26 protein-coding genes are annotated in these 24138 nt (G+C 70.7%); 2 read left to right on the top strand and 24 right to left on the bottom strand.

Going from position 1 to position 24138, the window contains the following annotated elements:
* Window positions 1–14: 14 nt before the first annotated feature.
* The 3 genes from SOM08_RS13505 to SOM08_RS13495 are packed head-to-tail and all read right to left on the bottom strand — an operon-like array spanning window position 15 to window position 2263.
* Window positions 15–743, bottom strand: coding sequence for an NAD-dependent protein deacylase (locus SOM08_RS13505; protein WP_322469098.1), 729 nt, complete (start codon window positions 741–743; stop codon window positions 15–17).
* Window positions 744–750: 7 nt separating this feature from the next.
* Window positions 751–1515, bottom strand: coding sequence for a 23S rRNA (guanosine(2251)-2'-O)-methyltransferase RlmB (gene rlmB / locus SOM08_RS13500; RefSeq protein WP_116957144.1), 765 nt, complete (start codon window positions 1513–1515; stop codon window positions 751–753).
* Between the two features lie 55 nt (window positions 1516–1570).
* Window positions 1571–2263: an ABC transporter ATP-binding protein gene (locus SOM08_RS13495; protein ID WP_070400067.1), complete on the bottom strand. Its 693-nt coding sequence runs from the start codon at window positions 2261–2263 to the stop codon at window positions 1571–1573.
* Here SOM08_RS13495 and SOM08_RS13490 point away from each other — a divergent pair.
* Together SOM08_RS13490 and mnmH are read left to right on the top strand one after the other, a co-directional pair.
* On the top strand, window positions 2262–2927 hold the full coding sequence (locus SOM08_RS13490; RefSeq protein ID WP_322469097.1) for an arylesterase: 666 nt from the start codon (window positions 2262–2264) through the stop codon (window positions 2925–2927). The two genes, SOM08_RS13495 and SOM08_RS13490, sit on opposite strands and share 2 nt — an antisense overlap.
* Before the next feature lie 8 nt (window positions 2928–2935).
* Entirely contained in the window at window positions 2936–4018 is a 1083-nt protein-coding gene (mnmH, locus tag SOM08_RS13485) for a tRNA 2-selenouridine(34) synthase MnmH (RefSeq protein WP_322469096.1), read from the top strand.
* Between the two features lie 5 nt (window positions 4019–4023).
* On the opposite strand, the gene SOM08_RS13480 is transcribed toward mnmH, so the two are convergent.
* The 21 genes from SOM08_RS13480 to scpB all read right to left on the bottom strand — a co-directional run bounded on the left by SOM08_RS13480 (window position 4024) and on the right by scpB (window position 24037).
* Window positions 4024–4221: a hypothetical protein gene (locus tag SOM08_RS13480; protein WP_116957141.1), complete on the bottom strand. Its 198-nt coding sequence runs from the start codon at window positions 4219–4221 to the stop codon at window positions 4024–4026.
* Window positions 4222–4248: 27 nt separating this feature from the next.
* The gene (locus SOM08_RS13475; protein WP_322469095.1) at window positions 4249–5439 is read right to left on the bottom strand and encodes a PLP-dependent transferase; all 1191 of its coding nucleotides are present in this window, start codon (window positions 5437–5439) and stop codon (window positions 4249–4251) included.
* Window positions 5440–5443: 4 nt separating this feature from the next.
* Window positions 5444–5968 carry a phosphoribosyltransferase gene (locus SOM08_RS13470; protein ID WP_070400062.1) on the bottom strand — a complete coding sequence of 175 codons (525 nt, stop codon included), beginning with the start codon at window positions 5966–5968 and terminating at the stop codon, window positions 5444–5446.
* Window positions 5969–6046: 78 nt separating this feature from the next.
* A complete protein-coding gene (locus SOM08_RS13465; protein ID WP_116957139.1) occupies window positions 6047–7435 on the bottom strand; it encodes an adenylosuccinate synthase in 1389 nt (462 codons plus the stop codon).
* 12 nt (window positions 7436–7447) lie between these two features.
* Complete coding sequence (locus SOM08_RS13460) at window positions 7448–8614, bottom strand: ATP phosphoribosyltransferase regulatory subunit (RefSeq protein WP_116957138.1); 1167 nt, start codon at window positions 8612–8614, stop codon at window positions 7448–7450.
* Between the two features lie 74 nt (window positions 8615–8688).
* Window positions 8689–8886: a DUF2065 domain-containing protein gene (locus tag SOM08_RS13455; protein ID WP_322469094.1), complete on the bottom strand. Its 198-nt coding sequence runs from the start codon at window positions 8884–8886 to the stop codon at window positions 8689–8691.
* A 2-nt stretch (window positions 8887–8888) separates the two neighbouring features.
* Window positions 8889–9782: a protease modulator HflC gene (hflC, locus tag SOM08_RS13450; RefSeq protein ID WP_116957136.1), complete on the bottom strand. Its 894-nt coding sequence runs from the start codon at window positions 9780–9782 to the stop codon at window positions 8889–8891.
* A 16-nt stretch (window positions 9783–9798) separates the two neighbouring features.
* Entirely contained in the window at window positions 9799–11163 is a 1365-nt protein-coding gene (hflK, locus tag SOM08_RS13445; RefSeq protein ID WP_245980760.1) for an FtsH protease activity modulator HflK, read from the bottom strand.
* Between the two features lie 47 nt (window positions 11164–11210).
* The gene (gene hflX / locus SOM08_RS13440) at window positions 11211–12398 is read right to left on the bottom strand and encodes a GTPase HflX (protein WP_116957135.1); all 1188 of its coding nucleotides are present in this window, start codon (window positions 12396–12398) and stop codon (window positions 11211–11213) included.
* Between the two features lie 88 nt (window positions 12399–12486).
* On the bottom strand, window positions 12487–12792 hold the full coding sequence (gene hfq, locus SOM08_RS13435; protein WP_070400056.1) for an RNA chaperone Hfq: 306 nt from the start codon (window positions 12790–12792) through the stop codon (window positions 12487–12489).
* 36 nt (window positions 12793–12828) lie between these two features.
* Window positions 12829–14169, bottom strand: coding sequence for a ribosome biogenesis GTPase Der (gene der / locus SOM08_RS13430; RefSeq protein WP_116957134.1), 1341 nt, complete (start codon window positions 14167–14169; stop codon window positions 12829–12831).
* A gap of 16 nt (window positions 14170–14185) precedes the next feature.
* Window positions 14186–15307, bottom strand: coding sequence for an outer membrane protein assembly factor BamB (gene bamB / locus SOM08_RS13425; RefSeq protein WP_116957133.1), 1122 nt, complete (start codon window positions 15305–15307; stop codon window positions 14186–14188).
* Entirely contained in the window at window positions 15304–15963 is a 660-nt protein-coding gene (locus tag SOM08_RS13420) for a YfgM family protein (RefSeq protein WP_116957132.1), read from the bottom strand. The genes bamB and SOM08_RS13420 overlap by 4 nt, the downstream gene beginning before the upstream one ends.
* 51 nt (window positions 15964–16014) lie before the next feature.
* Entirely contained in the window at window positions 16015–17310 is a 1296-nt protein-coding gene (hisS, locus tag SOM08_RS13415) for a histidine--tRNA ligase (protein ID WP_116957131.1), read from the bottom strand.
* A gap of 14 nt (window positions 17311–17324) precedes the next feature.
* Entirely contained in the window at window positions 17325–18584 is a 1260-nt protein-coding gene (gene ispG, locus SOM08_RS13410) for a flavodoxin-dependent (E)-4-hydroxy-3-methylbut-2-enyl-diphosphate synthase (protein WP_322469093.1), read from the bottom strand.
* Between the two features lie 8 nt (window positions 18585–18592).
* Complete coding sequence (locus SOM08_RS13405) at window positions 18593–19540, bottom strand: helix-turn-helix domain-containing protein (RefSeq protein WP_322469092.1); 948 nt, start codon at window positions 19538–19540, stop codon at window positions 18593–18595.
* Complete coding sequence (pilW, locus tag SOM08_RS13400; protein WP_116957128.1) at window positions 19533–20378, bottom strand: type IV pilus biogenesis/stability protein PilW; 846 nt, start codon at window positions 20376–20378, stop codon at window positions 19533–19535. The genes SOM08_RS13405 and pilW overlap by 8 nt, the downstream gene beginning before the upstream one ends.
* Window positions 20375–21526, bottom strand: coding sequence for a 23S rRNA (adenine(2503)-C(2))-methyltransferase RlmN (gene rlmN / locus SOM08_RS13395; protein ID WP_116957127.1), 1152 nt, complete (start codon window positions 21524–21526; stop codon window positions 20375–20377). The genes pilW and rlmN overlap by 4 nt, the downstream gene beginning before the upstream one ends.
* A gap of 7 nt (window positions 21527–21533) precedes the next feature.
* Window positions 21534–21959, bottom strand: a complete 426-nt coding sequence (gene ndk / locus SOM08_RS13390) for a nucleoside-diphosphate kinase (RefSeq protein ID WP_070400047.1) — start codon at window positions 21957–21959, stop codon at window positions 21534–21536.
* Between the two features lie 79 nt (window positions 21960–22038).
* Window positions 22039–23328, bottom strand: a complete 1290-nt coding sequence (gene rluB / locus SOM08_RS13385; RefSeq protein ID WP_322469091.1) for a 23S rRNA pseudouridine(2605) synthase RluB — start codon at window positions 23326–23328, stop codon at window positions 22039–22041.
* Window positions 23294–24037, bottom strand: a complete 744-nt coding sequence (gene scpB, locus SOM08_RS13380) for an SMC-Scp complex subunit ScpB (protein ID WP_322469090.1) — start codon at window positions 24035–24037, stop codon at window positions 23294–23296. Before scpB ends, rluB begins: the two co-directional genes overlap by 35 nt.
* Between the last annotated feature and the right edge of the window lie 101 nt (window positions 24038–24138).

The raw sequence follows: 24138 nt of genomic DNA, 5'->3' as shown, positions 1-24138 counted from the left end.
CTTTTTTCTTGCGCTCAGTGCCCGTCCAGCAGGGCCGGCAGGGCGCGGGCCGCCGTCGCGCGCAGGCGGCGCGTCGCCACGCCATCGAGCGCCGAGGCCTCGGGGTTCACGATCAGCACCCGCGCGCCCGCGTGGCGCGCCAGCGAGGCCAGGCCGGCGGCCGGGTAGACCTCACCCGAGGTGCCAACCACCAGCAGCAGCTCGCAGGCCTCGGCCGCCGCCTGCGCGGCCTCGAGTTCGGCCTGCGGCAGCCTCTCGCCGAACCACACGACGTCGGGGCGGCGCCGGTTCCCGCACACCGGGCAGCGCGGCGGATGGCCCGGCGCGATGGCGTCCTCGCGACAGCAACCGCGCGGCGCGTCGAGCCAGCGGTCCTGGGCGAGGTTGCCGTGCAGGGCCAGCACGCCCGGGCTGCCGGCGCGCTGGTGCAGGCCATCGACGTTCTGGGTGATCACCGTGAGGCGGCCGGGGTGGCGGCGCTGGAAGTCAGCGATGGCCGCGTGTCCGGCATTGGGCCGCACCCGCTCGACGGCCACGCGGCGTTCGACGTACCAGTCCCACACCAGCTGTGGCTGGCGGCGGAAAGCCGCCTCGGTGGCGAGCTGGCGCGGATCGAAGCGCGCCCACAGGCCGGTGAGCGCGTCGCGGAAGGTGGGCACGCCCGATTCGGCGCTCATGCCCGCCCCGCTGAGCACGGCGATGCGCCGCGCCGAGCGGACCCAGGCGCGGAGCTCTTCGTCCATGGGGGGATCAGCCGCGCTGGCGCAGGGCCTCGTAGAGGCAGATGCCGCTGGCCACGGAAACGTTCAGGCTCTCGACCGCCCCGCGCATGGGGATGTGCACCAGCTCGTCGCAGGTCTTGCGCGTGAGCTGGCGCATGCCCGGGCCTTCGGCGCCCAGCACCAGGGCCACCGGGCCCCGTAGGTCAACCTCGTAGACCGATTGGGGCGCGTCGTCGCTGGTGCCGATGACCCAGATGTTGCGTTCCTTGAGCTCATTGAGCGTGCGCGCCAGGTTGGTCACCATGAAGTACGGCATGGTCTCGGCCGCGCCGCTGGCCACCTTGGCCACGGTGGCGTTCAGGCCCACCGCATGGTCCTTGGGCGCCACCACGGCGTGCGCGCCGGCGCCATCGGCCACGCGCAGGCAGGCGCCCAGGTTGTGGGGATCGGTGACGCCGTCGAGCACCAGCAGCAACGGTGCCTGGCCCACGCCGTCCACCTGGTCCAGCAGATCGTCGAGCGAGCGGGCCTGTTCGACGGGCAGCACGCGCGCGGCCACGCCCTGGTGGCCGTGGCTGCCCGCGAGCTTGGCGATGCGCAAGGCGTCGGCCTCGATCAGGCGCACACCGGCTTCCTTGGCGCGGTCGAGGAACTGGCGCATGCGCGCGTCGCGCCGCGAGCTGTCCACGTAGACCTCGACCAGGCTCTGCGGCGCGGTCTTCAGGCGCACGCCGACCGCGTGGAAACCGAACAGGACTTTGGTGGCGGACGGGGCTTTGGGCGGAGCGGACATGGCCGCGATTATCGGCCCCCGGCCCCGGCGGCCCCGCCAGCCCGCGCGCGGCGCCTCAGGCCGCGACGCCGGCGCTGATGTCGGCCACCTGGCCCGCGCTGATGGTGATGCGGCGCTCGCAGCGCTCGGCGATGCCGCGGTCGTGCGTGACCAGCACCAGCGTGGTGTGCTGCTCGCGGTTGAGCTCGAACATCAGCTCCATCACGCTGGCACCGGTGGCGAAGTCCAGGCTGCCCGTGGGCTCGTCGGCCAGCAGCACGGCCGGGCGCACCACGAAGGCCCGCGCCAGGGCCACGCGCTGCTGCTCGCCGCCCGACAGCACCTTGGGGTAGTGGTTGAGCCGCTCGCCCAGGCCCACGCGCTGCAGCATCTGCGTGGCGGCGGCGCGGGCATCGCGCCGCCCAGCCAACTCCAGCGGCAGCATCACGTTCTCCAATGCCGTCAGGTTGGCCAGCAGCTGGAAGCTCTGGAACACGAAACCCACTTTCTCGGCGCGCAGCGCGGCGCGGCGGTCCTCGTCCATGGCGAACAGATCGACGCCATCGATGTGAACCGTTCCCTGCGTCGGGGTATCCAAGCCCGCGATGATCGACAGCAAGGTGCTTTTGCCCGAGCCCGAGGCGCCCACGATGGCCACGGTTTCGGCGCGGCGCAGGCTGAAATCGATATCGCGCAGAATGGTCAGCGTGCCCGTCGAGTCGGACACCGACTTGAACACATGGCTGACCGCAATCATCACATCGGACATGAAGCATTCCCTGAAGACGAACCGCCGCCACTTTAGCCTGAGCCTGGTGGCGGCGTGGGCGCTCGGCCAGGCGGGCGCGCTGCGCGCCCAGGGCAAGGCCGAGCCCGTGGTGCTGGTGGTGGGCGATTCGCTCAGCGCCGAGTACGGCCTGCGCCGGGGCAGCGGCTGGGTCGCGCTCACCGAAGAGCGGCTCAAGGCCGAAAAGGTTCCGGCGCGGGTGGTCAATGCCAGCGTCAGCGGCGACACCACCTCGGGCGGGCGTTCGCGCCTGCCGGCGCTGCTCCAGCAGCACCGGCCCTCGGTCGTGGTCATCGAACTGGGCGGCAACGACGCCCTGCGAGGCCTGCCGCTGAGCATGACGCGCGACAACCTCGCCGCCATGGCGCGCGCCGCCAAGGCCGCCGGCGCGCGCGTGCTGCTGCTGGGCATGGAGATGCCGCCCAACTACGGCGCGAAGTACGGACAGGAATTCCGCGAACTGTTCGCCCTCGTGGCGCGGCAGGAAAAGGCCGCGCTGGTGCCCTTCTTCCTCAAGGGCGTGGCCGACGGCGCCGACCCGCTGGCGCTGTTCCAGAGCGACCGCATCCACCCGAACGAGAAGGCCCAGCCCACCATGCGCGACACGGTCTGGCCTGAACTGCGCAAACTGGTCACGGCGGGATAATCGGGCCCATGCCCGTTGCCACCCTGAGCGCGGGCGACGCCCTGCGCCGCCTCGCCGAATTCGACACGATCATCGACGCCCGCACCGAGGACGAGCACGCGCTCGACCACGTGCCCGGCGCCCTGAACTGGCCCACGCTGGACAACGCCGAGCGCATCGACATCGGCACCATGTACAAACAGGTGAGCGCCTTCGAGGCCAAGAAGCGCGGCGCGGCGCTCGCCGCGCGCAACATCGCCGCCCATATCGAGCGCGAGGTGCTCGACAAGCCCAAGGGCTGGCGCCCGCTGGTCTACTGCTGGCGCGGCGGCAACCGCAGCGGCGCCCTGGCCACCATCCTGGGCGCCATCGGTTTCCAGGTCACGCTCATCGACGGCGGCTACAAGGCCTGGCGCGCCGCGCTGGTGGACGACCTGCCCCGCCTGGCCGAGGGCTTGCGCTACCGCGTCGTCTGCGGCCCCACGGGCAGCGGCAAGACGCGGCTGCTGCACGCGCTGGCGGCCGAGGGTGCGCAGGTGCTCGACCTGGAGGGCCTGGCCTGCCACCGAAGCTCGGTGCTGGGCCACCTGCCCGGCCAGCCACAGCCCAGCCAGAAGGGCTTCGATTCCTTGCTGTGGGACGCGCTGCGCCGCTTCGACCCCGGGCGGCCGGTGTACGCCGAAAGCGAAAGCAAGAAGGTGGGCAACCTGCGCGTGCCCGATGGACTGATGGACGCCCTGCGCGCCAGCGAGTGCATCGCCCTGCGCCTGAGCGACGAGGAACGCGTCGCCTTGCTGCTCGAGGACTACGACTACTTCGTGCGCGACCCCGAACTGCTGATCGGGCGCCTGCAGGCCCTGCGCGCGGTGCGGGGCGGCGAGGTGGTCAACGGCTGGATCGGGCTGGTGCGCGCGGGGCGCACGCCGGACATGGTGCGCGATCTGCTGGCCCAGCACTACGACCCCACCTACGCGGCCTCGACCTCGCGCAACTTCCGCCGCTTCGCCGAGGCCCTGCCCTGCGAGCCCGCCGACCGGTCGATGGCGGCGATGCGCGCGGCCGCGCGTCGCCTCATCGACAGCGAAACGGCACCGGCCCCAAAGGCCGGCTGAGACGTTCAGTTGGCGCCGCCGGCGCCACCATCGCCCTGCCCGGCATCGCTCGGCGCACCGGTCGCCTCGCCATCGGGCTGGTCGGCACCGTCCGGGTGCTCGCTGGTCTTGCGCGCGGCCTTGGCGCGCAGTTTCTCTTCCTTCTTCTGCTTCTTGGCCAGCTCGCGCTGCCGTTTCTCGTAACCGTAGTTGGGTGTAGCCAAATCGCGCTTTCGTCGGGTTGAAGGGGGTCAGGACTGCAAGCGGGGCAAGGCCTGCGCCAGGTCGGCCCGCAGGTCTTCGACGTGTTCCAGACCGATGGCAAAGCGTACCAGACCCCCCGCGTGAGGCCAACCCAATGTCCGGATGGCGCTCATGCGGTACGGTGCGCACAGGCTGATGGGACCGGCCCAGCTCCAGCCCAGCTTGAACACGCGCAGGCTGTCGCAGAAGGCGTCGATGCGCTCCTGGGGAATGGACGCGTCGAAGGCCGCGCTGAACAGGCAGCCGGCCGCCCGGGCATCGCGTTGCCAGGTGCCATGGCCGGGCGAGCCCGCCAGCGCCGGATGGAAGACCTGCGCCACGCCGGGCTGGCCCTGCATCCAGTGCGCCAGCTCGCGCGTGGCGGCGTCCTGGGCGCGGTAGCGCAGCTCGATGCTGGGCAGGCCGCGCAGCACGAGTTCGGCGTCGTTGCCGGCCACGCCCAGGCCCAGGCGCATGTGGCACAGCAGAACGGTGCGATGCAGGGCCTCGTCGCGCGTGACCACCGAACCCATGAGCACGTCGGCACCGCCGCTGGGGTACTTGGTGAGCGCCTGTACGGACAGGTCCACCCCCAGATCGAAGGCGGCAAATGCGATGCCCGCGCCCCAGGTGTTGTCCAGCGCGGTGACGATGGGCCTCTCACGGCCTTCGCTGGCCTGGCGCACCACGGCCACCAGCGCGGGAATGTCGGGGAACTCCAGGGTGATGGACCCGGGCGCCTCCAGCCAGACCAGACGGGTGGCCGGCGAGATCTTCGCGGCCAGATCGGCCGGGCTCATGGGGTCGTAGAAGCGGTGCGGGATGCCCCAGGCCGCCAGTTCGCCCTCGGCGAAGGTTTTGCCCGGCCCGTAGGCGTTGTCCGGGATCAGCAGTTCGTCGCCCGTGCGCAGGAAGGCCATGTCCACCAGGGCCACGGCGGCCAGGCCGCTGGGCGCCAGCACGCAGTGCGTGCCGCCCTCCAGGGTGGAGATGCGCTCCTCCAGCGTGAAGGTGGTGGGCGTGCCGTGCAGGCCGTAGGTGTAGCCGCTCTTGTCCTTCCAGTCGTACGTGCGCAAGGCGTGCACGTTCGGGAAGATGACGGTGGAGGCCTTGTGCACGCCAGGCGCGACAGCCTCGAAGCCCTCGGGGGGCTTGTAAGGGTGGTGGATGAGCTGGGTGGACAGGCGCTCGCGGCTCATTCGCTCAGAGCTTCCACTTTTCCAGCAGCTGCGCGGGGCGCAGGCTGTCGTAGCCCTCGAAGGGCTGGTGGATCCACGGGTTGGTGGGCAGGTATTCCACCGAATAGTCGGGCGTGAAGGTGGACAGCTGCTTGGTCCAGATCACCGCGCTGCGCAGCTCGGTGATGGGTGAGTAGTTGTTCTTGAGCAGGTCGATCACCACCTTGAGCGTGTGACCCGAGTCGGCGAGGTCGTCGACCAGCAGCACCTTGCCGGCGATTTCGCCCTTGGGCGTGGTGATGTAGCGCGCGATGTCGAGCTTGCCCTGCACCGTGCCGGCCTCGGCGCGGTAGGAACTGGTGGACATGATGGCCAGCGGCTTGTCGAAGATGCGCGAGAGGATGTCGCCCGGGCGCATGCCGCCGCGCGCCAGGCACAGGATGGTGTCGAACTCCCAGCCCGACTGGTACACCTTGAGCGCCAGCTTTTCGATGAGGTTGTGGTACTCGTCGTAGGAGACGTAGAGGTGTTTGCCGTCTTCGGTGAGCATGCGTGCGGACTCCAGGCTGGGAGGGTCGGAACAGTGTGTCGTGGGGCGGGCGAACGCCCTACCCGGGCTTACCCGTGCTCACCCCTGGAAGGGGTGCTGCAGCAGGATGGTGTGGTCGCGGTCGGGGCTGGTGGACACCACGTGGATCGGCACGCCGGTGGTCTCCTGGATGCGCTTGAGGTAGTGGCGCGCGTTCGCGGGCAGGTCCTCGAAGCGCGTGACGCCCACGGAGGACTCCGTCCAGCCGGGGATGGTCTCGTAGATCGGGCGGCAGCGCGCGATCTCGTCGGCGCCCATGGGCAGGATGTCGATGCGCTCACCGTCGAGCTCGTAGCCCGTGCACAGCTGCAGCTCGGTCAGACCGTCGAGTACGTCGAGCTTGGTGATGCACAGGCCCGACAGTCCGTTCACCTGGGCCGATCGCTTGAGCAGCGCGGCGTCGAACCAGCCGCAGCGGCGCGAGCGGCCGGTGGTGACGCCCTTTTCGGCGCCGACGGTGGCCATGTGCCAGCCCGGCGTGCCTTCCGTTTCCCAGTCGAGTTCGGTGGGGAACGGGCCGCCGCCGACGCGCGTGCAATAGGCCTTGGTGATGCCCAGCACATAGTGCAGCAGCTGCGGGCCCACGCCCGCGCCGGCCGCGGCGTTGCCGGCCACGCAGTTGCTGGAAGTGACGAAGGGGTAGGTGCCGTGGTCGATGTCGAGCAGCGTGCCCTGCGCGCCCTCGAACAGCAGGTTGGCGCCGGCCTGGTGCGCTTCGTTGAGCTCGCGCGAGACGTCGGCGATCATGGGCTTGAGCTGCTCGGCCTGGGCCATGGCCTCGGCGTAGACGCGCTCGAACTGGATGGCGCCGTCCTTCATGTAGGGCGCGATCTTGTCGTCCCAGGCCATGTCGGCCGAATGCAGGTAGGTGGTGAGCACGTGGTTGTGCAGGTCCAGCAGTTCGCGCAGCTTGGCGGCGAAGCGCTCGGGGTACTTCAGGTCCTGCACACGCAGCGCGCGGCGCGCGATCTTGTCTTCGTAAGCCGGGCCGATGCCGCGGCCCGTGGTGCCGATCTTCTCGGTGCCGGCCTTGACCTTGGCGGCCTCGCGCGCGATGTCGACCGCGGCGTGGAAGGGCAGGATCAGCGGGCAGGCCTCGCTCACCCGCAGGCGCGAACGCACCTCGACGCCCGCCTTCTCCAGCCCCGCAATTTCCTCGAACAGCTTGCCGACCGAGAGCACCACGCCGTTGCCGATGTAGCACTTGACGCCCGCGCGCATGATGCCGCTGGGAATGAGGTGCAGCGCCGTCTTCACGCCGTTGATGACGAGGGTGTGGCCCGCGTTGTGGCCGCCCTGGAAACGCACCACGCCCTGCGCGGTTTCGGTCAGCCAGTCGACCAGCTTGCCCTTGCCTTCGTCGCCCCACTGGGTGCCGACCACCACCACGTTGCGCCCGGGGGTTGCGGCGCGGTCCTTGTTGCTCATCTCGGTTTCCAGTCAAAGAGGCCGGACGGTCCAGCCGTCCGGGCGGCCGGTGTCGGGCACCAGCTCGCGGTCACACAGGAACTCATCGACCTCGTGCTCGTGCCCCGGCAGGGCACAGACCACGGTGTGGCCCTGGGCGCGCAGGAGGGCCACCGCCTGGCGCAGGCCGGCGTCCATGCCCCAGGGAGCGCGGATGGCGGCCACCAGGGGGCGCGGGGCCACGCAGGCGACGAGTTCCTTGAGGTCGAGGCTGAAGCCGACGGCCGGGCGCTTGCGCCCGAACACGGCCCCCACCTCGTCGTAGCGGCCGCCGCGCGCGATGTCGGCGGCCGGGCCGCGCGCGTCGCGCGCGAAGACGGCGAAACGCACACCGGTGTAGTAGGCGTAGCCGCGCAGGTCGGACAGGTCGAACGAGACCGCCATGCCCTGCACGTGCTCGGCCAGCCACTGCAGCTGGTCCAGCGCGGCGTGCAAGGCCGGCGACGGCGTGAGCACGCGGCGCGCCTCGGCCAGCACCGCGGCATCGCCGAACAGCGTGGCCAGCGCGCTCAGGTCGCGCTGCACGGCCGCGGGCAGGGCCTTGGAGAGCAGGCGCAGCTCGGCCACGTCCTTGGCGGTGAGGGCCGCGTGCAGCAAGGCCACCCGGGCGGCGGGCAGCTTCAGCGGATCCAGCACGGCGTCGATGATGCGCACGTCGGCCAGATCGACCTGCAGCTCGCGCAGGCCGGCGCCGCGCAGGCAGGCCTGGGCCAGCTCAAGCGCTTCCAGATCGGCCTCCAGCCCGGCGTGGCCATAGATCTCGGCGCCAAACTGCAGCGGCTCGCGGCTGGACGCCGGGCGCTCCATGCGCGTGTGCACCACGGGGCCGCAGTAGCACAGGCGCGCCACGCCCTGGCGGTTGAGCAGGTGCGCGTCGATGCGCGCCACCTGGGGCGTGCTGTCGGCGCGCAGGCCCAGCGTGCGGCCGCTGAGCTGGTCCACGAGCTTGAAGGTGTGCAGATCGAGCGATTCACCGGTACCGGTGAGCAGCGACTCGATGTGCTCGAGCAACGGCGGCATCACCAGCTCGTAGCCGTGGGCGCGGGCGGTATCGAGCAGGCTTCGGCGGAGCTCTTCGATGTGCCGGGCCTCGGACGGCAGGACATCGGCGATGTGATCCGGGAGGACCCAGGCGGACATGGCGTTTTCAGGCGCTGTTAAAAACCGGATTCTACCGGGACCCATGCGGGGCCCCGGCAGGCACCGGCCTGGGCTCAGGCGAACAGGCCCGCAATCAGCAGGCCCGCGGCCACGCTGATGAGCCCGAAGAAGCGGATTTGCCCGTCGCGCAGCGAGAGCATCTGCGTAAAAACGCGGCGCCAGCCGCCGGGAGACAGCAGCGGGAGCAAGCCCTCGAACACCAGGACGAGTCCCAGCGCCAGCCACCAGGCGTCGCCGCCACCGCCGTTCATGTTCAGCGCTGCGTCGCCGCGCTCGGGCTGCGCAGCGCCCGGAAGAAGTCGGTCGAGGGATCGACCACCATCACGTCGTTGCGGCCCGTGAAGCTGGCCTTGTAGGCCTCCAGGCTGCGGTAGAACTGCGCGAAGGCCGGGTCGCGGCCAAAGGCCTCGGCGAACGAGGCCGCGGCGGCGGCGTCGCCCTCGCCCTTGATGCGCTGGGCGTCGCGGTAGGCCTCGGCCACGATCACCTCGCGCTGGCGGTCGGCGTCGGCGCGGATCGCCTCGCCCTCGGCGTAGCCGGTGGAGCGCAGCTCGTTGGCCACGCGCTTGCGTTCGGCCTCCATGCGCTGGTAGACGGAAGACACGATGGACTCGGCGTAGTCGACGCGGTTGATGCGCACGTCCACCACCTCCATGCCCCAGGGCTGGTTGGCGCTCTGCACCGCCGCCACCACGCCGCGCTGCACTTCGCGCATGAGCTCCTCGCGGTGCGTGGCGAGCAGTTCGCGCAGGGTGCGCTTGTTGACTTCCTGCTGGAACGCGTTGCGTACCACGCGGTTGAGCTGCAGGGCGCCCGCGCGCTCGTTCGTGCCCACGTTGCGGATGTAGGCCTGCGGGTCGCTGATGCGCCAGCGCACGTACCAGTCGATCACCACGCGCTGCTTCTCGGCGGTGAGGGTCGGCTCGCTGTCCTGGCTCTCGAGCGTGAGCAGGCGCTTGTCGATGTAGGTGACGTTCTGAAACGGCGGCGGCAGCTTGAAGTTCAGGCCGGGCTCGGTCACGACCTGCTTGATCTGACCGAGCTGATACACCACGCCGAACTGGCGCTGGTCGACGACGAACAGCATGGAGCTGGCCACGGCCAGCAGCACGATGAGGGAGGTGATGACGAAACCGAGTTTGTTCATGTTCTGGCTCCCTGGATCAGCGGCTTTCGCGCTCGCGCGAGCGGGCGCCATCGCCGGAGCGCTCGGTCGGCACCGCCGTGGTGGCCGGCGAGGACGTGCTCGGCAGGGCATTGGCGGGCGCGCTCGGCGGCATGGCGCCCGCGGACTGCATCAGGCGGTCGAGCGGCAGGTACAGCAGGTTGGAGCCGCCGTTTTTCGTGTCAACCAGCACCTTGGTCACGTTGCCGTAGATCTGCTGCATGGTGTCGATGTAGAGGCGGTCGCGCGTGACCTGCGGCGCTTTCTGGTACTCGGCCAGCAGCGACTTGAAGCGCTGCGAATCGCCTTGCGCCTGGGCGGAGATGCGCGCCTTGTAACCCTCGGCCTCTTCCTTCAGTCGCGAGGCCGTGCCTCGGGCGCGCGGCACCACGTCGTTGGCGTAGGCCTCGGCCTCGTTCTTGGCGCGCTCGCGCTCCTGGCCGGCGCGCAGCACGTCGTCGAAGGCCGCCTGCACCTGCTCAGGCGGGCGCACGCCGCCCTGCTGCAGGTTCACGGCCACCACGTCGATGCCCACCTTGTAGCGGTCGAGAATGGTCTGCATGAGGCTGCGCACGCGAGGCGCGATCTGGTCGCGTTCCTCGGCCAGCACGGCGTCCATCTTCATCTTGCCCACCACCTCGCGCACGGCGGTCTCGGCGGCCTTGAGCACGGCCAGATCGGGGTCGCGGCTTTCGAAGAGGAAGGCGCGCGCGTCGCTCAGGCGGTACTGCACAACGAACTTGATGTCGACGATGTTCTCGTCCTCGGTGAGCATGGACGACTCGCGCAGGCCCGTGGCCGGCACGATGTTGTCGCGACCCACGTCGACCGAGCGCAGCTGCGTCACGAACACGGTCTCGTGGCGTTGCACGGGGTACGGCAGGCGCCAGTTGAAGCCGGCGCCCACGGTGCTGTGGTAACGGCCGAACTGCGTGATGACGGCCTGCTGGCCTTCTTGCACGATGAAGAAGCCTGTGCCCAGCCAGATGAGCAACGCGATGCCGACGATGAGGCCCACGCCCACGCCGGCGGCCTTGGGGTTGGGGTTGAACCCCTGACCGCCGCCGTTGCCGCCGCCCGTGGGGCCGCCAGGGCCGCCGGGCCGGCGGTTGCCCAGCAGGCCGCCGAGCTTGCGGTTGAAGTCGCGCCAGAGTTCGTCCAGATCGGGCGGGCCCTGGTTGGGGCCCTGCCCGCGCGGACGCTGGGGCGATCGCGGATCGTCCTCGCGGCCGTTTTGCTCACCGTCCTCGCGACCCCAGCGCGGGTCATTGAGGTTGAACACGCCCAGCCAGCGGCGCCAGCCACGCGGACGGGCCGGCGCGGCGTCGCGCGCGGCCTGCGGGGTCCCAAGGTTCACATCCATGCTCGGTGTTGTTCCTGTTATCGACTCGGAGTTCACATTGTGCCCAATCAAACCAGCGGGTCGGCCGCTTCGGCGGGCCGCATGGGGTCTTGTTCGGCCGGCGCGCCGTGGCGGCGCGCCACCTCGGCCGCCAGCCAGGACCGCAGTTCGGCCAGGCCCTCGCCCGAGAGCGCGCTCACGAAGACGCGCGGCACGCTCTGCCCATCGACCTCCATCGCGTCCAGCGCGCGCAGCGGCCGGTTCGCCGGGTCCATGGCGTCGATCTTGTTGAAAACCAGCAACTGCGGCACCTCGGCCGCCCCGATTTCGCCGAGCACACGCTGCACGGCGGCGATCTGCTCGGGGTGGTCGGGGTTGGAGGCGTCGACCACATGCAACAGCAGGTCGGCGTCGGCGGCCTCCTGCAAAGTGGCGGCGAAGGCCTCCACCAGGCCGTGCGGCAGCTCGCGGATGAAGCCCACGGTGTCGGACAGCGACACCGTGCGCCCGGCCTCGCCCAGGTAGAGCTGGCGCGTGGTGGTGTCCAGCGTGGCGAAGAGCTGGTCGGCGGCATAGGTACGGGCCTTCACCAGGGCATTGAAGATCGAGCTCTTGCCGGCGTTGGTGTACCCCACCAGGGAGATGGTGAAGGCCTCGCGGCGCTGGCGCTGGCGGCGCTGCGTGGCGCGCTGCTTCTTGACCTTTTCCAGGCGCTCCTTGGTGCGCTTGATGGCCTCGCCGATCATGCGGCGGTCGAGCTCGATCTGCGTCTCGCCCGGGCCGCCGCGCATGCCGATGCCGCCGCTCTGGCGCTCCAGGTGCGACCAGCGCCGGACCAGCCGGGTCGACAGGTATTGCAGCCGCGCGAGTTCGACCTGCAGCTTGCCCTCATGGCTGCGCGCGCGCTGCGCGAAGATCTCCAGGATCAGCAGGGTGCGGTCGTTGACGGGACAGCCCATGTGGCGCTCGAGGTTGCGCTGCTGGGCCGGGCTCAGCGCCTGGTCGAACAGCACCTCGCTGGCGCCGGTGGACTGCACCAGCATCTTGATCTCGTCGGCCTTGCCCGAGCCCACGAACAGGGCCGGATCGGGCGCACGGCGCTTGCAGCTGACGCGGTCGGCCACGCGGTAACCCGCGGTCTCGGCCAGCTGGCCCAGCTCCTGCAGGTCGGCATCGAAATGGGGAAGCCCGAAATCAACCCCCACCAGGATGACCGATGGTGTGGCGTTCGGAAGGGGGGCGGTGGGAGATGTCAAATCGGTGGGGCAACGCGCCCTGCGTTGCCCACCCGGCCGTCAGGACGTGCCTGGCGGCTCGGGTTGCGCGTGTCTCGCAGCGGCGGACTCAGGCGGCGTTGGAATCGTCGGGGTTGTTGGCCGAGAACTGCACGGGACGACCGGGAACGATGGTCGAGATGGCGTGCTTGTAGACCATTTGCGTCACGGTGTTGCGCAACAGCACGACGTATTGGTCGAAGGACTCGATCTGGCCCTGCAGCTTGATGCCGTTGACCAGGTAGATCGAGACAGGGACGTGTTCCCGGCGCAATTGGTTCAGGAACGGGTCTTGCAAGAGCTGGCCTTTGTTGTTGCTCACGATATGCTCCGTGTTCGGCTGGTTTTGGAGGGTGGAAACATACCACACGGGCATGCCCTGCGCCTCACTGGGCCATTATTTGTGCCTCGGTCATTCGGCCTTGAAAGGGTTGCTCGAGGTCCTGAACTCGATGCGCAGCGGGGTGCCGACGAGGTCGAAGGCCTTGCGGAAACGCCCCTCCAGGAAGCGCCGGTAGGCGTCGGGCACCCGGTCCAGCGAGTTGCCGTGGATGACGATCACCGGGGGGTTCATGCCGCCCTGGTGGGCGTAGCGCATCTTGGGCCGGGCCTGGCCGCCACGCGACGGCGCCTGGAAGGCCACCGCCTCCTGCAGCAGGCGGGTCAGCACCGGGGTGGGCATCTTGCGCATGGCCGAGGCGTGCGCCTGGGCGATGGAAGCCCACAGCGGCGCCAGGCCCTGGCGCTTCTTCGCTGAAATGCGGTGCAGCGCGGCGAACTTGAGGAACGCCAGGCGGTTTTCGATCTGGCGCTCCAGCTGCTCGCGCTGGTAGCTGTCGATCGCGTCCCATTTGTTGATGGCCACCACCACGGCGCGGCCACTCTCCAGGATGTAGCCCGCGATGTGGGCGTCCTGGTCGGTCACGCCCTGGGTGGCATCGAGCAGCAGCAGCACGACGTTGGCGTTCTCGATGGCCTGGAGCGTCTTGATGACGGAGAACTTCTCGATCGCCTCGAACACGCGGCCCTTGCGGCGCAGGCCGGCCGTGTCGACCAGCTCGAAGCGTTGGCCATTGCGTTCGAAGGGCACGCTGATGGCGTCGCGCGTGGTGCCGGGCATGTCGAAAGCGACCAGGCGCTCCTCGCCAAGCCAGGCATTGATCAGCGTGGATTTGCCGACGTTGGGGCGGCCCGCCACGGTCAGGCGGATGGTGCCGGTGTTGTCCTCGGCCTCGCCCTCTTCGTCCTCGGCCAGGCCGGGGACCTGGTCGAGGGCGGTCTCGATCATGGAGCGAACGCCCTGCCCGTGCGCGCCCGACACGGGCAGCACCTCGCCCAGGCCGAGTTCGAAGAACTCCACCAGCTGGGCGCCCTGGGTCATGCCCTCGGCCTTGTTGGCCACCAGCACGCAGGGCTTGCCCAGGCGGCGCAGGTAGTTGGCGATGTCGTGGTCCTGCGCGCTCAGGCCGGCGCGCGCATCGACCACGAAGAGCACCACGTCGCTTTCGGCCACGGCCTGGCGCGTCTGCTGCGCCATTTCACGGTAGATGCTGCCCTCGCCGGCGTCGGGCTCGAAGCCGCCGGTGTCGACGATGATGTACTCACGTTTGCCCAGGCGGCCATTGCCGTAGTGGCGGTCGCGCGTGAGGCCGGCCAGGTCGGCCACGATGGCGTCGCGTGTGCCCGTGAGGCGGTTGAACAGGGTGGACTTGCCCACGTTGGGGCGGCCCACGAGCGCGACGACGGGTTTCATGGACGGAGCACGGGCCTTATTGCGGGCGCCAGGCGTACAGGCCGCCGCGCGCTGTCATGACCACCAGCGCGTCGCCTGCCAGCACGGGCGGCGATACGATGGCCGAGCCGTCGGTGCTCAGGCGGGCCATTTCACTGCCGTCCTCGCGCGACAGCACGTGCACCAGACCGGTGCCGTCACCCAGCGCGATCACGCGGCCCAGGGCCAGCGGGGCGCTGAGTTGGCGGTACTTCAGGCGCTCGGAACTCCAGGCCTGTTCGCCGCTGTCGCGCCGCCAGGCCAGCAGGGTGCCGTTGCTTTCGGTGCCGAACAGCAGGCGGTCGTCGCCGTGCACACCCACCACGCCCTGCGCCGGTTTGGTCCAGATCACCGAGCCGCGCACGCCGTCCAGGCAGCCCACCGCGGCGCTGTAGGCGCGCACGCAGATGTTGGTGCCGATGCGGCTGACGGGCGCCAGCACGTCGACCAGGCGCTCGACTTCGTTGGTGCCGCGCGCCGTGGCCACGGGCGCTTCCCAGCGCACCGTGCCGTTGTCGGGATTGAGGCCGACCAGGCGGCCGGACACACCGGCCACCAGGGTGTCGCCCACGGCCGCGAGCGCGCCCGGCTGGTTCAGCGTGAGCGGGTCGCCGGTGCGGGTCTGGTTCCACAGGCGCGCGCCATTGGCGGCATCGAAGGCCACCACGCTGCGATCGGCGGTGAGCACGAACACCCGGCCGCCGGCCACCAGCGGCGGCGTGAAGGAACGCGCCGGCAGGCGCACGCGCCAGCGCGCCTCGCCGTCGACGATGGCCACAAGCACGTTGGCGGCGGTGACGACGGCGGCGGTCTGGCCGTCGCTGCCCACGCCCGTGGCCAGGCGGGTGCGCAGGTCCACGCGCCAGGCGTCGGCGCCGCTGTTGGCGTCGATGGCGGCCACCACGCCGGTGGCCCCGGCCGCGAACACGCGGCCGCCCGCGTGCACGGGCACGAAGCCCGGGCCGCCCTCGCCCACGTTGGCGGTCCAGATCTGGCGCGTGCCCATCAGCTGGGTGGCGGGGCCCAGATCCGCCGGCTGCGGCTTCTTGGGCCCGGAGGAGCAGGCCGCGAGCGTGAGCGCGGCCACGAGGCAGAAACTGGCGGTGCCCAGGCGCTTCATGGCTTGGCCCCCGCGTCCACGGCCACGCCCAGCGAGGCCAGCTTCACCGCCACCAGGCGACGCACCTCATTGCCGGCATCCAGTGCCTTCCAGGCGGCCTCGTACTGGGCCTTGGCCTCGTCGGTCTTGCCCTGCGCCAGCAGCACGTCGCCACGGCGGTCGGCCAGCAGCGGCTCGAAGGGCGCCGGCACCTTGGCCTGCAGCACCTGCAGGGCGGCGTCGGGCTTGCCGGCCTGCAGCTCCACCGAGGCCAGGCGCAGGCGGGCGACGGCCTGCAGGCCCTCGTCCTTGCTCTCGTTCAACACGGCCTGCAGGGCTTCGCGCGCCTTGTCGAGCTGGCCGCCATCGAACAGCGCCTTGCCGGCCAGCAGGCCGGCCTGGGCGGAGAAGGTGGTGCGGGCGAAATCGGCGCGCATGTCGGCCAGCACGCGGCCCACGCGGTCCAGGTCCTTGGACTGCACGGCGCGGTCGACCTCTTCATAGAGCACCGCCGCCTTGGCCGCCTGGTTGCGCTGCCACCAGTTCCAGCCGTTGTAGGCGGCGAAACCGCCGAACACCACGATGAGCAGCCAGCTGATGGCGTTGCCGTACTTGGCCCAGAAGTGTTTGATCTGGTCGAGCTGTTCCTGCTCTTCGAGGTCGAGGTGTTTGGCCATGGGACTCGTCGTTCGCGAAAGTGCTGGATTGTAGGTAGGCGGGCGACCCGCTCAGCGCGCGCGAAGGCGGGCAGCGATGGCGCCGGGATCGGCCAGGGGCAGCATCACCTGCCCCGCCGCCTGCTCGCGCTCGCCGCGCAGGGGCTTGAGCGCCACCTGGCCCAAGGCGATTTCCTCGGCTCCAAAGATGAGCGCGAAGCGTGCGCCGCTGGCGTCGGCCTTCTTGAACTGCGATTTCATGCTGCCCATGCCCTCGGCACCGGCGGCGTGCATCTGCACGCGGGCGCCGGCCTGGCGCAGGGCGCGCAGCAGCGGCATGACGCGCGGCAGCTCGGCGGCGTCGGGCACCACGGCGTAGGCGTCGGGCACCGGCGCTTCGGGCAGGCGGCCCTGCTCTTTCAGCAGCTCCAGGATGCGCTCCATGCCCAGGGCCCAGCCCACGGCAGGCGTGGGCTTGCCGCCGATCTGCTCGAACAGGCCGTCGTAGCGGCCGCCCGCGCACACCGTGCCCTGCGAGCCGAGCTGGGTGGTGACGAACTCGAACACCGTCAGGTTGTAGTAGTCCATGCCGCGCACCAGGCGCGGATTGACGCGGTAGGCGATGCCATGCGCCTCCAGCAGGGCCTTCACGCGCCCGAAGTGCGCGAGCGATTCGGCACCCAGGTGGTCCATGAGCCTGGGCGCCGCGTTCACCAGCGCCTGCATGGCGGGGTTCTTGGTGTCCAGGATGCGCAGCGGGTTGCTGTGCAGGCGGCGCTTGGCGTCCTCGTCGAGCTGTTCGGCGTGCGACTCCAGGTAGGCGATCAGCGCCTGGCGGTGCGCCAGGCGTTCGGCGGGCTGGCCCAGGCTGTTGATCTCGAGCTCGATGCCCGTGAGGCCCAGCGTGGCCCACAGGTCGCTGGCCAGCACGATGAGTTCGACGTCGACGTCGGGGCCGGCGAAGCCCAGGGCCTCGGCGCCGAACTGGTGGAACTGGCGGTAGCGGCCACGCTGCGGGCGCTCGTGCCGGAACATGGGGCCCATGTAGTACAGGCGCTTGGGGCCGTCGTAGAGCATGGAATGCTCCAGGGCGGCGCGCACCACGCCGGCGGTGTTCTCGGGCCGCAGCGTGAGTTGCTCGCCATTGAGCCGGTCCTCGAAGGAGTACATCTCCTTCTCGACGATGTCGGTCACCTCGCCCAGGCCCCGCACGAACAGCGCCGTGGGCTCCACGATGGGCGTGCGCAGGTTGCGGTAGCCGTAGCCCGCCATGAGCGCGCGCAGCGTGTCTTCCAGCCACTCCCAGTGCGCCGACTGCGGAGGGGCGATGTCGTTCATGCCTTTGACGGCAACCAGTTTCTCGGCCATGGAAAAAAGGGCGGTCAGGCGTGCAACACGCCGAACCGCTTCTCGATGTAGTTTTCGACGATGGTCTGGAACTCGCGCGCGATGCCCTCACCGCGCAGCGTGACGGCTTTCTGGCCGTCGATGAACACCGGCGCGGCCGGCGCCTCGCCGGTGCCGGGCAGGCTGATGCCGATGTCGGCGTGCTTGCTTTCGCCCGGGCCGTTGACGATGCAGCCCATGACCGCGACCTTCAGCCCCTCGACACCCGGATAGCGCTCGCGCCAGACCGGCATCGAGGCCCGCAGGTAATCGTCGATCTGCTTGGCCAGTTCCTGGAACGTGGTGCTGGTGGTGCGGCCGCAGCCGGGGCAGGCGGTCACGCTGGGCACGAAGCTGCGCAGGCCCAGGGCCTGCAGGATCTCCAGGCCGACCACCACCTCCTGCGTGCGCGCCTCGCCGGGCTGCGGCGTGAGCGAGATGCGGATGGTGTCGCCGATGCCCTGCTGCAGCAGCACCGACAGCGCGGCGGTGGAGGCCACCGCGCCCTTGGTGCCCATGCCGGCCTCGGTGAGGCCCAGGTGCAGGGGGTAGTCGCAGCGCTGCGCCAGCGCCTGGTAGACGGCGATGAGGTCCTGCACCGCGCTGACCTTGCAGGACAGCACGATGTTCTCGCCCGGCAGGCCGATGGCCTCGGCGCGTTCGGCGGACGAGATGGCCGAGGTAATGAGCGCCTCGTACATCACCTGCTTGGCGTCCCAGGGCTTGGCGCGCGCGTGGTTGTCGTCCATGAGGCGCGCGAGCAGGTCCTGGTCCAGGCTGCCCCAATTCACGCCGATGCGGACGTGCTTGCCGTGGCGCGCGGCGATCTCGACCATCTGCGCGAACTGGCGGTCGCCTTTCTCGCCGCGCCCCACGTTGCCGGGGTTGATGCGGTACTTGGACAAGGCCTCGGCGCAGGCCGGGTGGTCGCTGAGCAGGCGGTGGCCGTTGTAGTGGAAGTCGCCGATCAGGGGCACCGCGATGCCCATGCGGTCGAGCTGCTCGCGGATGTGCGGCACGGCCTTCGCGGCCTCGTCGTTGTTGACGGTGATGCGCACGAGCTCGGAGCCGGCCTGGGCCAGCTCCTTCACCTGGATGGCGGTGGCGATGGCGTCGGCCGTGTCGGTGTTGGTCATCGACTGCACACGCACCGGGGCGTCGCCGCCGATGGACACGCCGTGATCGCCCCAGCGCACCACGCCCTGGCGGGTGCGCCGGCGCGGGGCTTCGGGCAGGGGAATCGGGCCGTCGAACATGCGGGAGCTCACTTGGCGTCGAAGCGCGCGACGTCGTTGCGCGCGACGCCGGCGGCGTCGAAGGCGCGGCCGCGCAACTTGACCTGCACCGCGCTGGCCTTGCCGATGGTCACCGCGTACGGCGGGGCGGCCGAGAACTCGACGCGCTCGCCGCGCTGCAGCAGCCGCTGCAGCACCACGGTGCCGGTGCCGTTCACCACCTCGGCCCAGGACTCGTCGCGGGCCTCGATCTGCAGCACGGCGCCGCCAGGGGGCGTGGCCGCGGCCGGCGCCTCGGGGACGACGACGGGTGCGGCGGCGGCTGCACTGGGCGCCGCGCCCGGGGCCGTGGGCAAATGGGCCGGCGGCGGCGAGGCCGCCCCGGTGTCGGCCGGGCCGGTGGTTTCTTCGCCCGCGGGCGCGCTGGGCGCGCCCGGCGTGGCCTCGGACGGCTGGAAGATCGGCAGCCCCGGCGCGGCGGCGGGGGCCGCGGGCACGGCGGCCTCCTGGGCGGTGTCGGGCGTGCCCTGCGCCACGTCCGCGGGCTCCATGTCGGGCAGGAACATGACCACCAGCGCCGCCAGCAGCAGGGCGATGGCGCCCAGCAGCGCGGGGCGCGACAGCCAAGTCAGCGGGCTGGCGGCGGGCGCCTCGCTCGCGGGCTTGAAGGGCGCGTTGATGGTGCTGTCGCTGTCGCGCAGCGCGGGCTTGGGGTTCAGCGGTATCTGCTCCAGCACCGGCGCCGGATCGATCCGCAGCTGGCGGCAGGCGCTGGAGGCCAGGGCGCGCGCGAAGGTCAGGTCGGGCAGTTCCTCGTAGCGGCCGGCCTCCAGGGCCTCGAGCTTGCGCACAGGCACCTTGAGCGCGGCGGCCAGTGCCGCGATATGCAGTCCCGCGGCCTCGCGGGCCTCGCTCAAACGCACCGGCCGGCTCGCCGCCGGTGCCGATTCGAGGGTCTGCTCCCCCAACTCACTCATTGAATGCCCCCCGTTGGTACGCCGCCCATTGGGGCGACTGTGGAAAACGCCGGCCCAGCTGCTGGGCGAGCTGCGCCGCCGCCACGTCGTTGTTGAGCTGGCGCTCGACCTTCACGCCGAGCCACAGCGTTTCGGCGTTGGCGAGTTCGGAGTTGTTGACGCGGCGGATGATGAACTGGGCCCCCTGGCTGTCGCCCCGGCGGTGCTTGAGGCTGGCCAGGTTGTAGGCGGCGATCGGGTTGCTCGGGTCGAACTCGTAGGCGCGCGCGAGCGTGGCCTCGGCGTCCTGCAGCTTGCCCGCGCGAATCTGGCAGACGCCCTGAACCAGCCAGGTGCGCGCGCGCCCGCCGTAGGTGGGCACGGCCAGGGCCTGGTTGAACATCTCGTCGGCCTGCACGTAGCGGGCCTGCTCACAGGCGAACAGGCCGTAGCTGTGCAGGGCCTGCGCGTCGCGCGGGTTGATCTGCAGCGCGCGGCGAAAGCTCTCCTCGGCCAGCGCCACGTCGTTCAGGCGCATGTAGACCAGGCCGCGCAGGATGTAGGCCGGCGCGTAGTTCGGATCGGCCTGCAGCGAGAGCTTGATCTCGTCGAGCGCGACGGTCGTCTGGCCCTGCTCGTAGTAGCTGGCGGCCAGCTCGTAGCGGATGCGCGCGCGGCGCACCGCGGGCGGCTCGTCGGAGGCGGTGATGGGCTCCACGCCCGGCGTGGGCGAAGCCGACACGCGCGGCGCCTGCGAGGAGGCGCAACCGGCCAACCACGCCAGCGCCAGCACCATGGACAGGAGCCACAGGGCTTGGACGGTGCGGCTGCGCGGCGGTCGGTTCGCGAAGGGGGTCATGCCTGCCTTTCCTTTTCCTTGGTCATCAAACGGATGGGCTGCACCGATTCGCGGCGGCGCGCCATGCGGCGCGCGGCGTCGGTGCGATCCAGCACGTCGCCGGCGAGCTGGCCGCAGGCGGCGTCGATGTCGTCGCCGCGCGTCTTGCGGATCGTGGTGACGATGCCCCCTTCGTTGAGCGCCTGGCCGAAGCGCTGCACCGCGGCGCGCGGCGAGCAGCGCAGGCCCGAATCGGGGAAGGGGTTGAAGGGAATGAGGTTGAGCTTGGCCGGCACGCCGCGGCCGGCGTGCCCGCGCAGCAGCTTGAGCAGGGCCTGCGCGTGCTCGGGCTGGTCGTTCACGCCGTCGAGCATGCAGTACTCGAAGGTGATGAAGTCGCGCGGCGCGGCCGGCAGGTAGCGCAGGCAGGCGTCGAGCAGTTCGGCGATGGGGTACTTGCGGTTCAGCGGCACCAGGTCGTCGCGCAGCGGATCGAAGGGCGCGTGCAGCGAGACGGCCAAGGCCACCGGGCAGTCCTGCGCCAGGCGGTCGATCATGGGCACCACGCCCGAGGTGGAGACGGTCACGCGCCGGCGCGACAGGCCATAGGCGTGGTCGTCGAGCATGGTCTTGAGCGCGGGCACCAGCGCGTGGTAGTTCTGCAGCGGCTCTCCCATGCCCATCATGACCACGTTGGTGATCACGCGTTCCCCGGGGCGGTTGAGAAACACGCGCAGGAAGAACTCGGCGTGCCAGAGCTGGGCCAGGATCTCGCCGGTGGTGAGGTTGCGCGAGAAGCCCTGGTGCCCGGTGGAGCAGAAACGGCAACCCACGGCGCAGCCCGCCTGCGAGGACACGCACAGCGTGCCGCGGTCGTCCTCGGGGATGAACACGGTCTCGACGGCGTTGCCGTCACCGACGTCGAACAGCCACTTGATGGTGCCGTCGGCCGAGTCCTGGCGCGAGAGCACGCGCAGGCCTTCGACGCGCGCCACGCCGGGCAGCTTCTCGCGCAGGCTGCGCGCGAGGTCGGTCATCTGGGAGAAATCGGACGCACCGCGCTGGTGGATCCAGCGAAAGAGCTGGACGGCGCGGAAGCGCTTTTCGCCCAGCCCTTCGCAGAAGGCGGCCAGCCCCTCGAGATCGAAGTCGAGCAGGTTGACCGTCATGACATGATCAACGCGAGTAAACGTTCATGCCGGGGAAGAAGAAACCCACTTCCACGGCGGCCGTCTCGGGCGCGTCGGAGCCGTGCACCGCGTTGGCGTCGATGCTGTCGGCGAAATCGGCGCGGATGGTGCCGGCGGCGGCCTTCTTCGGGTCGGTGGCACCCATCAGGTCGCGGTTCTTGAGGATGGCGCCCTCGCCTTCGAGCACCTGGATCATCACCGGGCCGCTGATCATGAACTCGACCAGGTCCTTGAAGAAGGGGCGCGCGCTGTGCACGGCGTAGAACTGCTCGGCTTCGCGGCGCGACAGGTGGGCCATCTTGGCGGCCACGACCTTCAGGCCAGCGGCCTCGAAACGGGCGTAAATCTGGCCGATGACGTTCTTGGCGACGGCGTCGGGTTTGATGATCGAGAGGGTGCGTTCGATGGCCATGGGTTTCCTGAAGTTTTGAGAGCGATCGGAGCAGCGGACCCGTGGTCCGCAAAGCCCGCCATTCTACATGGCGGAAGTGTCAGCCCCTGGGGCGGCGCCCCTGTGGACGGGGGGGTTTGCCGATGCCTTTGCCCGGGGCTTTGCCGCCCTGGCGGCGCTGGCGCTGCACCGCGTCGTGGCCGATGTAGCCCTGGCTGGTCTTCATCGGATCGGGCGGGCCGCCGCTGCTTCGACCGCGGGCCGCGGCGCCCTCGGCGCGGCGCGGCGCGGACGGCTTGGGCGGCGGCGATTTGGGACCCGGCCCCTGGCGGCGGCGCGCGCTGACCGGGGCCGGGGCGTCGCCGCGCGAGCCCCGGGGCGTGGCATCGGCCAGGCCGGCCGCCTGGCCCAGGCGCTGCACGTCGCGCTCGCCCAGTTCGATCCATGCCCCGCGCGGCAGGCCGCGCGGCAGCACCACGGCCCCGTAGCGGATGCGGATGAGCCGGCTCACGGCATGGCCGACGGCCTCGAACAGGCGGCGCACCTCGCGGTTGCGGCCTTCGCCGATGGTGACGCGGTACCAGCAGTTGGCGCCCTCGCCGCCGCCGTCCTCGATGGACTGGAACTGCGCCATGCCGTCTTCCAGCTGGACGCCGTCCAGCAGGCGCTGCCGCTCTTCGTTGGAGATGGCGCCGAGCACGCGCACGGCGTACTCGCGCTGCAGGCCGAAGCGCGGGTGCATCAGGCGGTTGGCCAGTTCGCCGGCGTTGGTGAACAGCAGCAGGCCCTCGGTGTTGAGGTCGAGCCGCCCCACCGACTGCCACTTGCCCTGGTACAGGCGCGGCAGGCGGCGAAACACCGTGGGGCGGTTCTGCGGGTCGTCGTGGGTGACGACCTCGCCGGCGGGCTTGTGGTAGGCCAGCACGCGCGGCGCCGGCGGCTGCAGGCGCACGCGCAGGGGCTTGCCGTCCAGGCGGATCTGGTCGCCGTGCTGGATGCGCTGGCCGATGTGGGCGGGCTGGCCGTTGACCGAGAGGCGGCCCTGCACGATGAGTTGCTCCATCTCGAGCCGCGAGCCCAGGCCGGCCTGGGCCAGCACCTTGTGCAGCTTGGGCGATTCGGCCTCGGGCGCGAGCACGCGCTTGGCCGGCTCGGCGGGCGCCTCGGGGGCCTGCGATTGGGCCTCGTCGAAGGCGCCGCTGACGACCTCGTCGAAGCGCAGGGCGTCGGCGTCGGCCGCGGGTGCGTCCGCGCGCCACGGGCGCTCGGTGCGCGGCTTGTCGACGCGCGCCGCGTCGGTGCGCGGCTGGCTGGCGCGCGGCCGATCGGACCGGGGCTTGCTGGCGCTGGGCCGATCAGGCCGGGGTTTGCGTGGGGTGGCCGGGCTCATCGGAATCGTCCTCAGGGGCGGGTTCTTCGGCCGCGGGCGGTTCGCCCTCGGCCAGGGTGGCGGTCTCGTCGGCCGAGCGTTCGGCGGGCGGCTCGGCCGCGGCATCGCCAGCGGCATCGCCGCCCTCGCCCGCCTCGACCGGCAGCTGCGCCGCCAGGCTCTCGAAATCGAGCGAGCCCAGCGAGGACTCCTGCACCCCGCTGGCCTCCAGCGGCGGCAGCTGGTCGAGCGAGCTCAGGCCCAGGTCGTCGAGAAACTGGCGGGTGGTGGCGAACAGCGCCGGACGGCCCACGGTCTCGCGGTGGCCGATCACCTCGACCCAGCCGCGGTCCTCCAGCTGCTTGAGGATCAGCGAGTTGATGGTGACCCCCCGGATGTCCTCCATGTCGCCGCGCGTCACGGGCTGGCGGTAGGCGATGATGGCCAGCGTCTCCAGCGTGGCGCGCGAGTAGCGCGGCGGCTTCTCGGGGTGCAGGCGGTCCAGGTAGTGGCGCATCTCGGGCCGGCTCTGGAAGCGCCAGCCGCTGGCCACGGGCACCAGCTCCACGCCGCGCCCGGTCCATTCGAGCTGCAGCTCGCCCAGCAGGGTCTTGAGGGTGTCATTGGCGAGTTCGCCGTCGAACAGCACCGAGAGTTCGCGCAGCGTCATCGGCTGCGCGGCACAGATGAGGGCCGTCTCGAGGACACGCTTGGCATCCGTGGTGTTCATGATGGTCTTGGTCGCTCGGCGCCGGGGCCGCGAAGAATGGGCTCTGGGTGGGCGGGGCCGGGGAAGAGGTCCCGGGCATGGGCCGCGGCACGGGCCGCGAA

The organism is Hydrogenophaga sp. SNF1 (assembly GCF_034421675.1).
In the GTDB taxonomy this organism is placed as follows: domain Bacteria; phylum Pseudomonadota; class Gammaproteobacteria; order Burkholderiales; family Burkholderiaceae_C; genus Hydrogenophaga; species Hydrogenophaga borbori.
The sequence above is the reverse complement of the archived record's forward strand: the minus strand, read 5'-3'. Positions and strand labels throughout refer to the sequence as shown.

What these genes read in the sequence shown, in the direction of transcription:
- SOM08_RS13505 (WP_322469098.1), bottom strand. Translation starts at nt 743, where the DNA reads ATGGACGAAGAGCTCCGCGCCTGGGTCCGCTCGGCGCGGCGCATCGCC.
- rlmB (WP_116957144.1), bottom strand. Translation starts at nt 1,515, where the DNA reads ATGTCCGCTCCGCCCAAAGCCCCGTCCGCCACCAAAGTCCTGTTCGGT.
- SOM08_RS13490 (WP_322469097.1), top strand. Translation starts at nt 2,262, where the DNA reads ATGAAGCATTCCCTGAAGACGAACCGCCGCCACTTTAGCCTGAGCCTG.
- SOM08_RS13495 (WP_070400067.1), bottom strand. Translation starts at nt 2,263, where the DNA reads ATGTCCGATGTGATGATTGCGGTCAGCCATGTGTTCAAGTCGGTGTCC.
- mnmH (WP_322469096.1), top strand. Translation starts at nt 2,936, where the DNA reads ATGCCCGTTGCCACCCTGAGCGCGGGCGACGCCCTGCGCCGCCTCGCC.
- SOM08_RS13475 (WP_322469095.1), bottom strand. Translation starts at nt 5,439, where the DNA reads ATGAGCCGCGAGCGCCTGTCCACCCAGCTCATCCACCACCCTTACAAG.
- SOM08_RS13470 (WP_070400062.1), bottom strand. Translation starts at nt 5,968, where the DNA reads ATGCTCACCGAAGACGGCAAACACCTCTACGTCTCCTACGACGAGTAC.
- SOM08_RS13465 (WP_116957139.1), bottom strand. Translation starts at nt 7,435, where the DNA reads ATGAGCAACAAGGACCGCGCCGCAACCCCCGGGCGCAACGTGGTGGTG.
- SOM08_RS13460 (WP_116957138.1), bottom strand. Translation starts at nt 8,614, where the DNA reads ATGTCCGCCTGGGTCCTCCCGGATCACATCGCCGATGTCCTGCCGTCC.
- SOM08_RS13455 (WP_322469094.1), bottom strand. Translation starts at nt 8,886, where the DNA reads ATGAACGGCGGTGGCGGCGACGCCTGGTGGCTGGCGCTGGGACTCGTC.
- hflC (WP_116957136.1), bottom strand. Translation starts at nt 9,782, where the DNA reads ATGAACAAACTCGGTTTCGTCATCACCTCCCTCATCGTGCTGCTGGCC.
- hflK (WP_245980760.1), bottom strand. Translation starts at nt 11,163, where the DNA reads ATGGATGTGAACCTTGGGACCCCGCAGGCCGCGCGCGACGCCGCGCCG.
- hfq (WP_070400056.1), bottom strand. Translation starts at nt 12,792, where the DNA reads ATGCCCGTGTGGTATGTTTCCACCCTCCAAAACCAGCCGAACACGGAG.
- der (WP_116957134.1), bottom strand. Translation starts at nt 14,169, where the DNA reads ATGAAACCCGTCGTCGCGCTCGTGGGCCGCCCCAACGTGGGCAAGTCC.
- bamB (WP_116957133.1), bottom strand. Translation starts at nt 15,307, where the DNA reads ATGAAGCGCCTGGGCACCGCCAGTTTCTGCCTCGTGGCCGCGCTCACG.
- SOM08_RS13420 (WP_116957132.1), bottom strand. Translation starts at nt 15,963, where the DNA reads ATGGCCAAACACCTCGACCTCGAAGAGCAGGAACAGCTCGACCAGATC.
- hisS (WP_116957131.1), bottom strand. Translation starts at nt 17,310, where the DNA reads ATGGCCGAGAAACTGGTTGCCGTCAAAGGCATGAACGACATCGCCCCT.
- ispG (WP_322469093.1), bottom strand. Translation starts at nt 18,584, where the DNA reads ATGTTCGACGGCCCGATTCCCCTGCCCGAAGCCCCGCGCCGGCGCACC.
- SOM08_RS13405 (WP_322469092.1), bottom strand. Translation starts at nt 19,540, where the DNA reads ATGAGTGAGTTGGGGGAGCAGACCCTCGAATCGGCACCGGCGGCGAGC.
- pilW (WP_116957128.1), bottom strand. Translation starts at nt 20,378, where the DNA reads ATGACCCCCTTCGCGAACCGACCGCCGCGCAGCCGCACCGTCCAAGCC.
- rlmN (WP_116957127.1), bottom strand. Translation starts at nt 21,526, where the DNA reads ATGACGGTCAACCTGCTCGACTTCGATCTCGAGGGGCTGGCCGCCTTC.
- ndk (WP_070400047.1), bottom strand. Translation starts at nt 21,959, where the DNA reads ATGGCCATCGAACGCACCCTCTCGATCATCAAACCCGACGCCGTCGCC.
- rluB (WP_322469091.1), bottom strand. Translation starts at nt 23,328, where the DNA reads ATGAGCCCGGCCACCCCACGCAAACCCCGGCCTGATCGGCCCAGCGCC.
- scpB (WP_322469090.1), bottom strand. Translation starts at nt 24,037, where the DNA reads ATGAACACCACGGATGCCAAGCGTGTCCTCGAGACGGCCCTCATCTGT.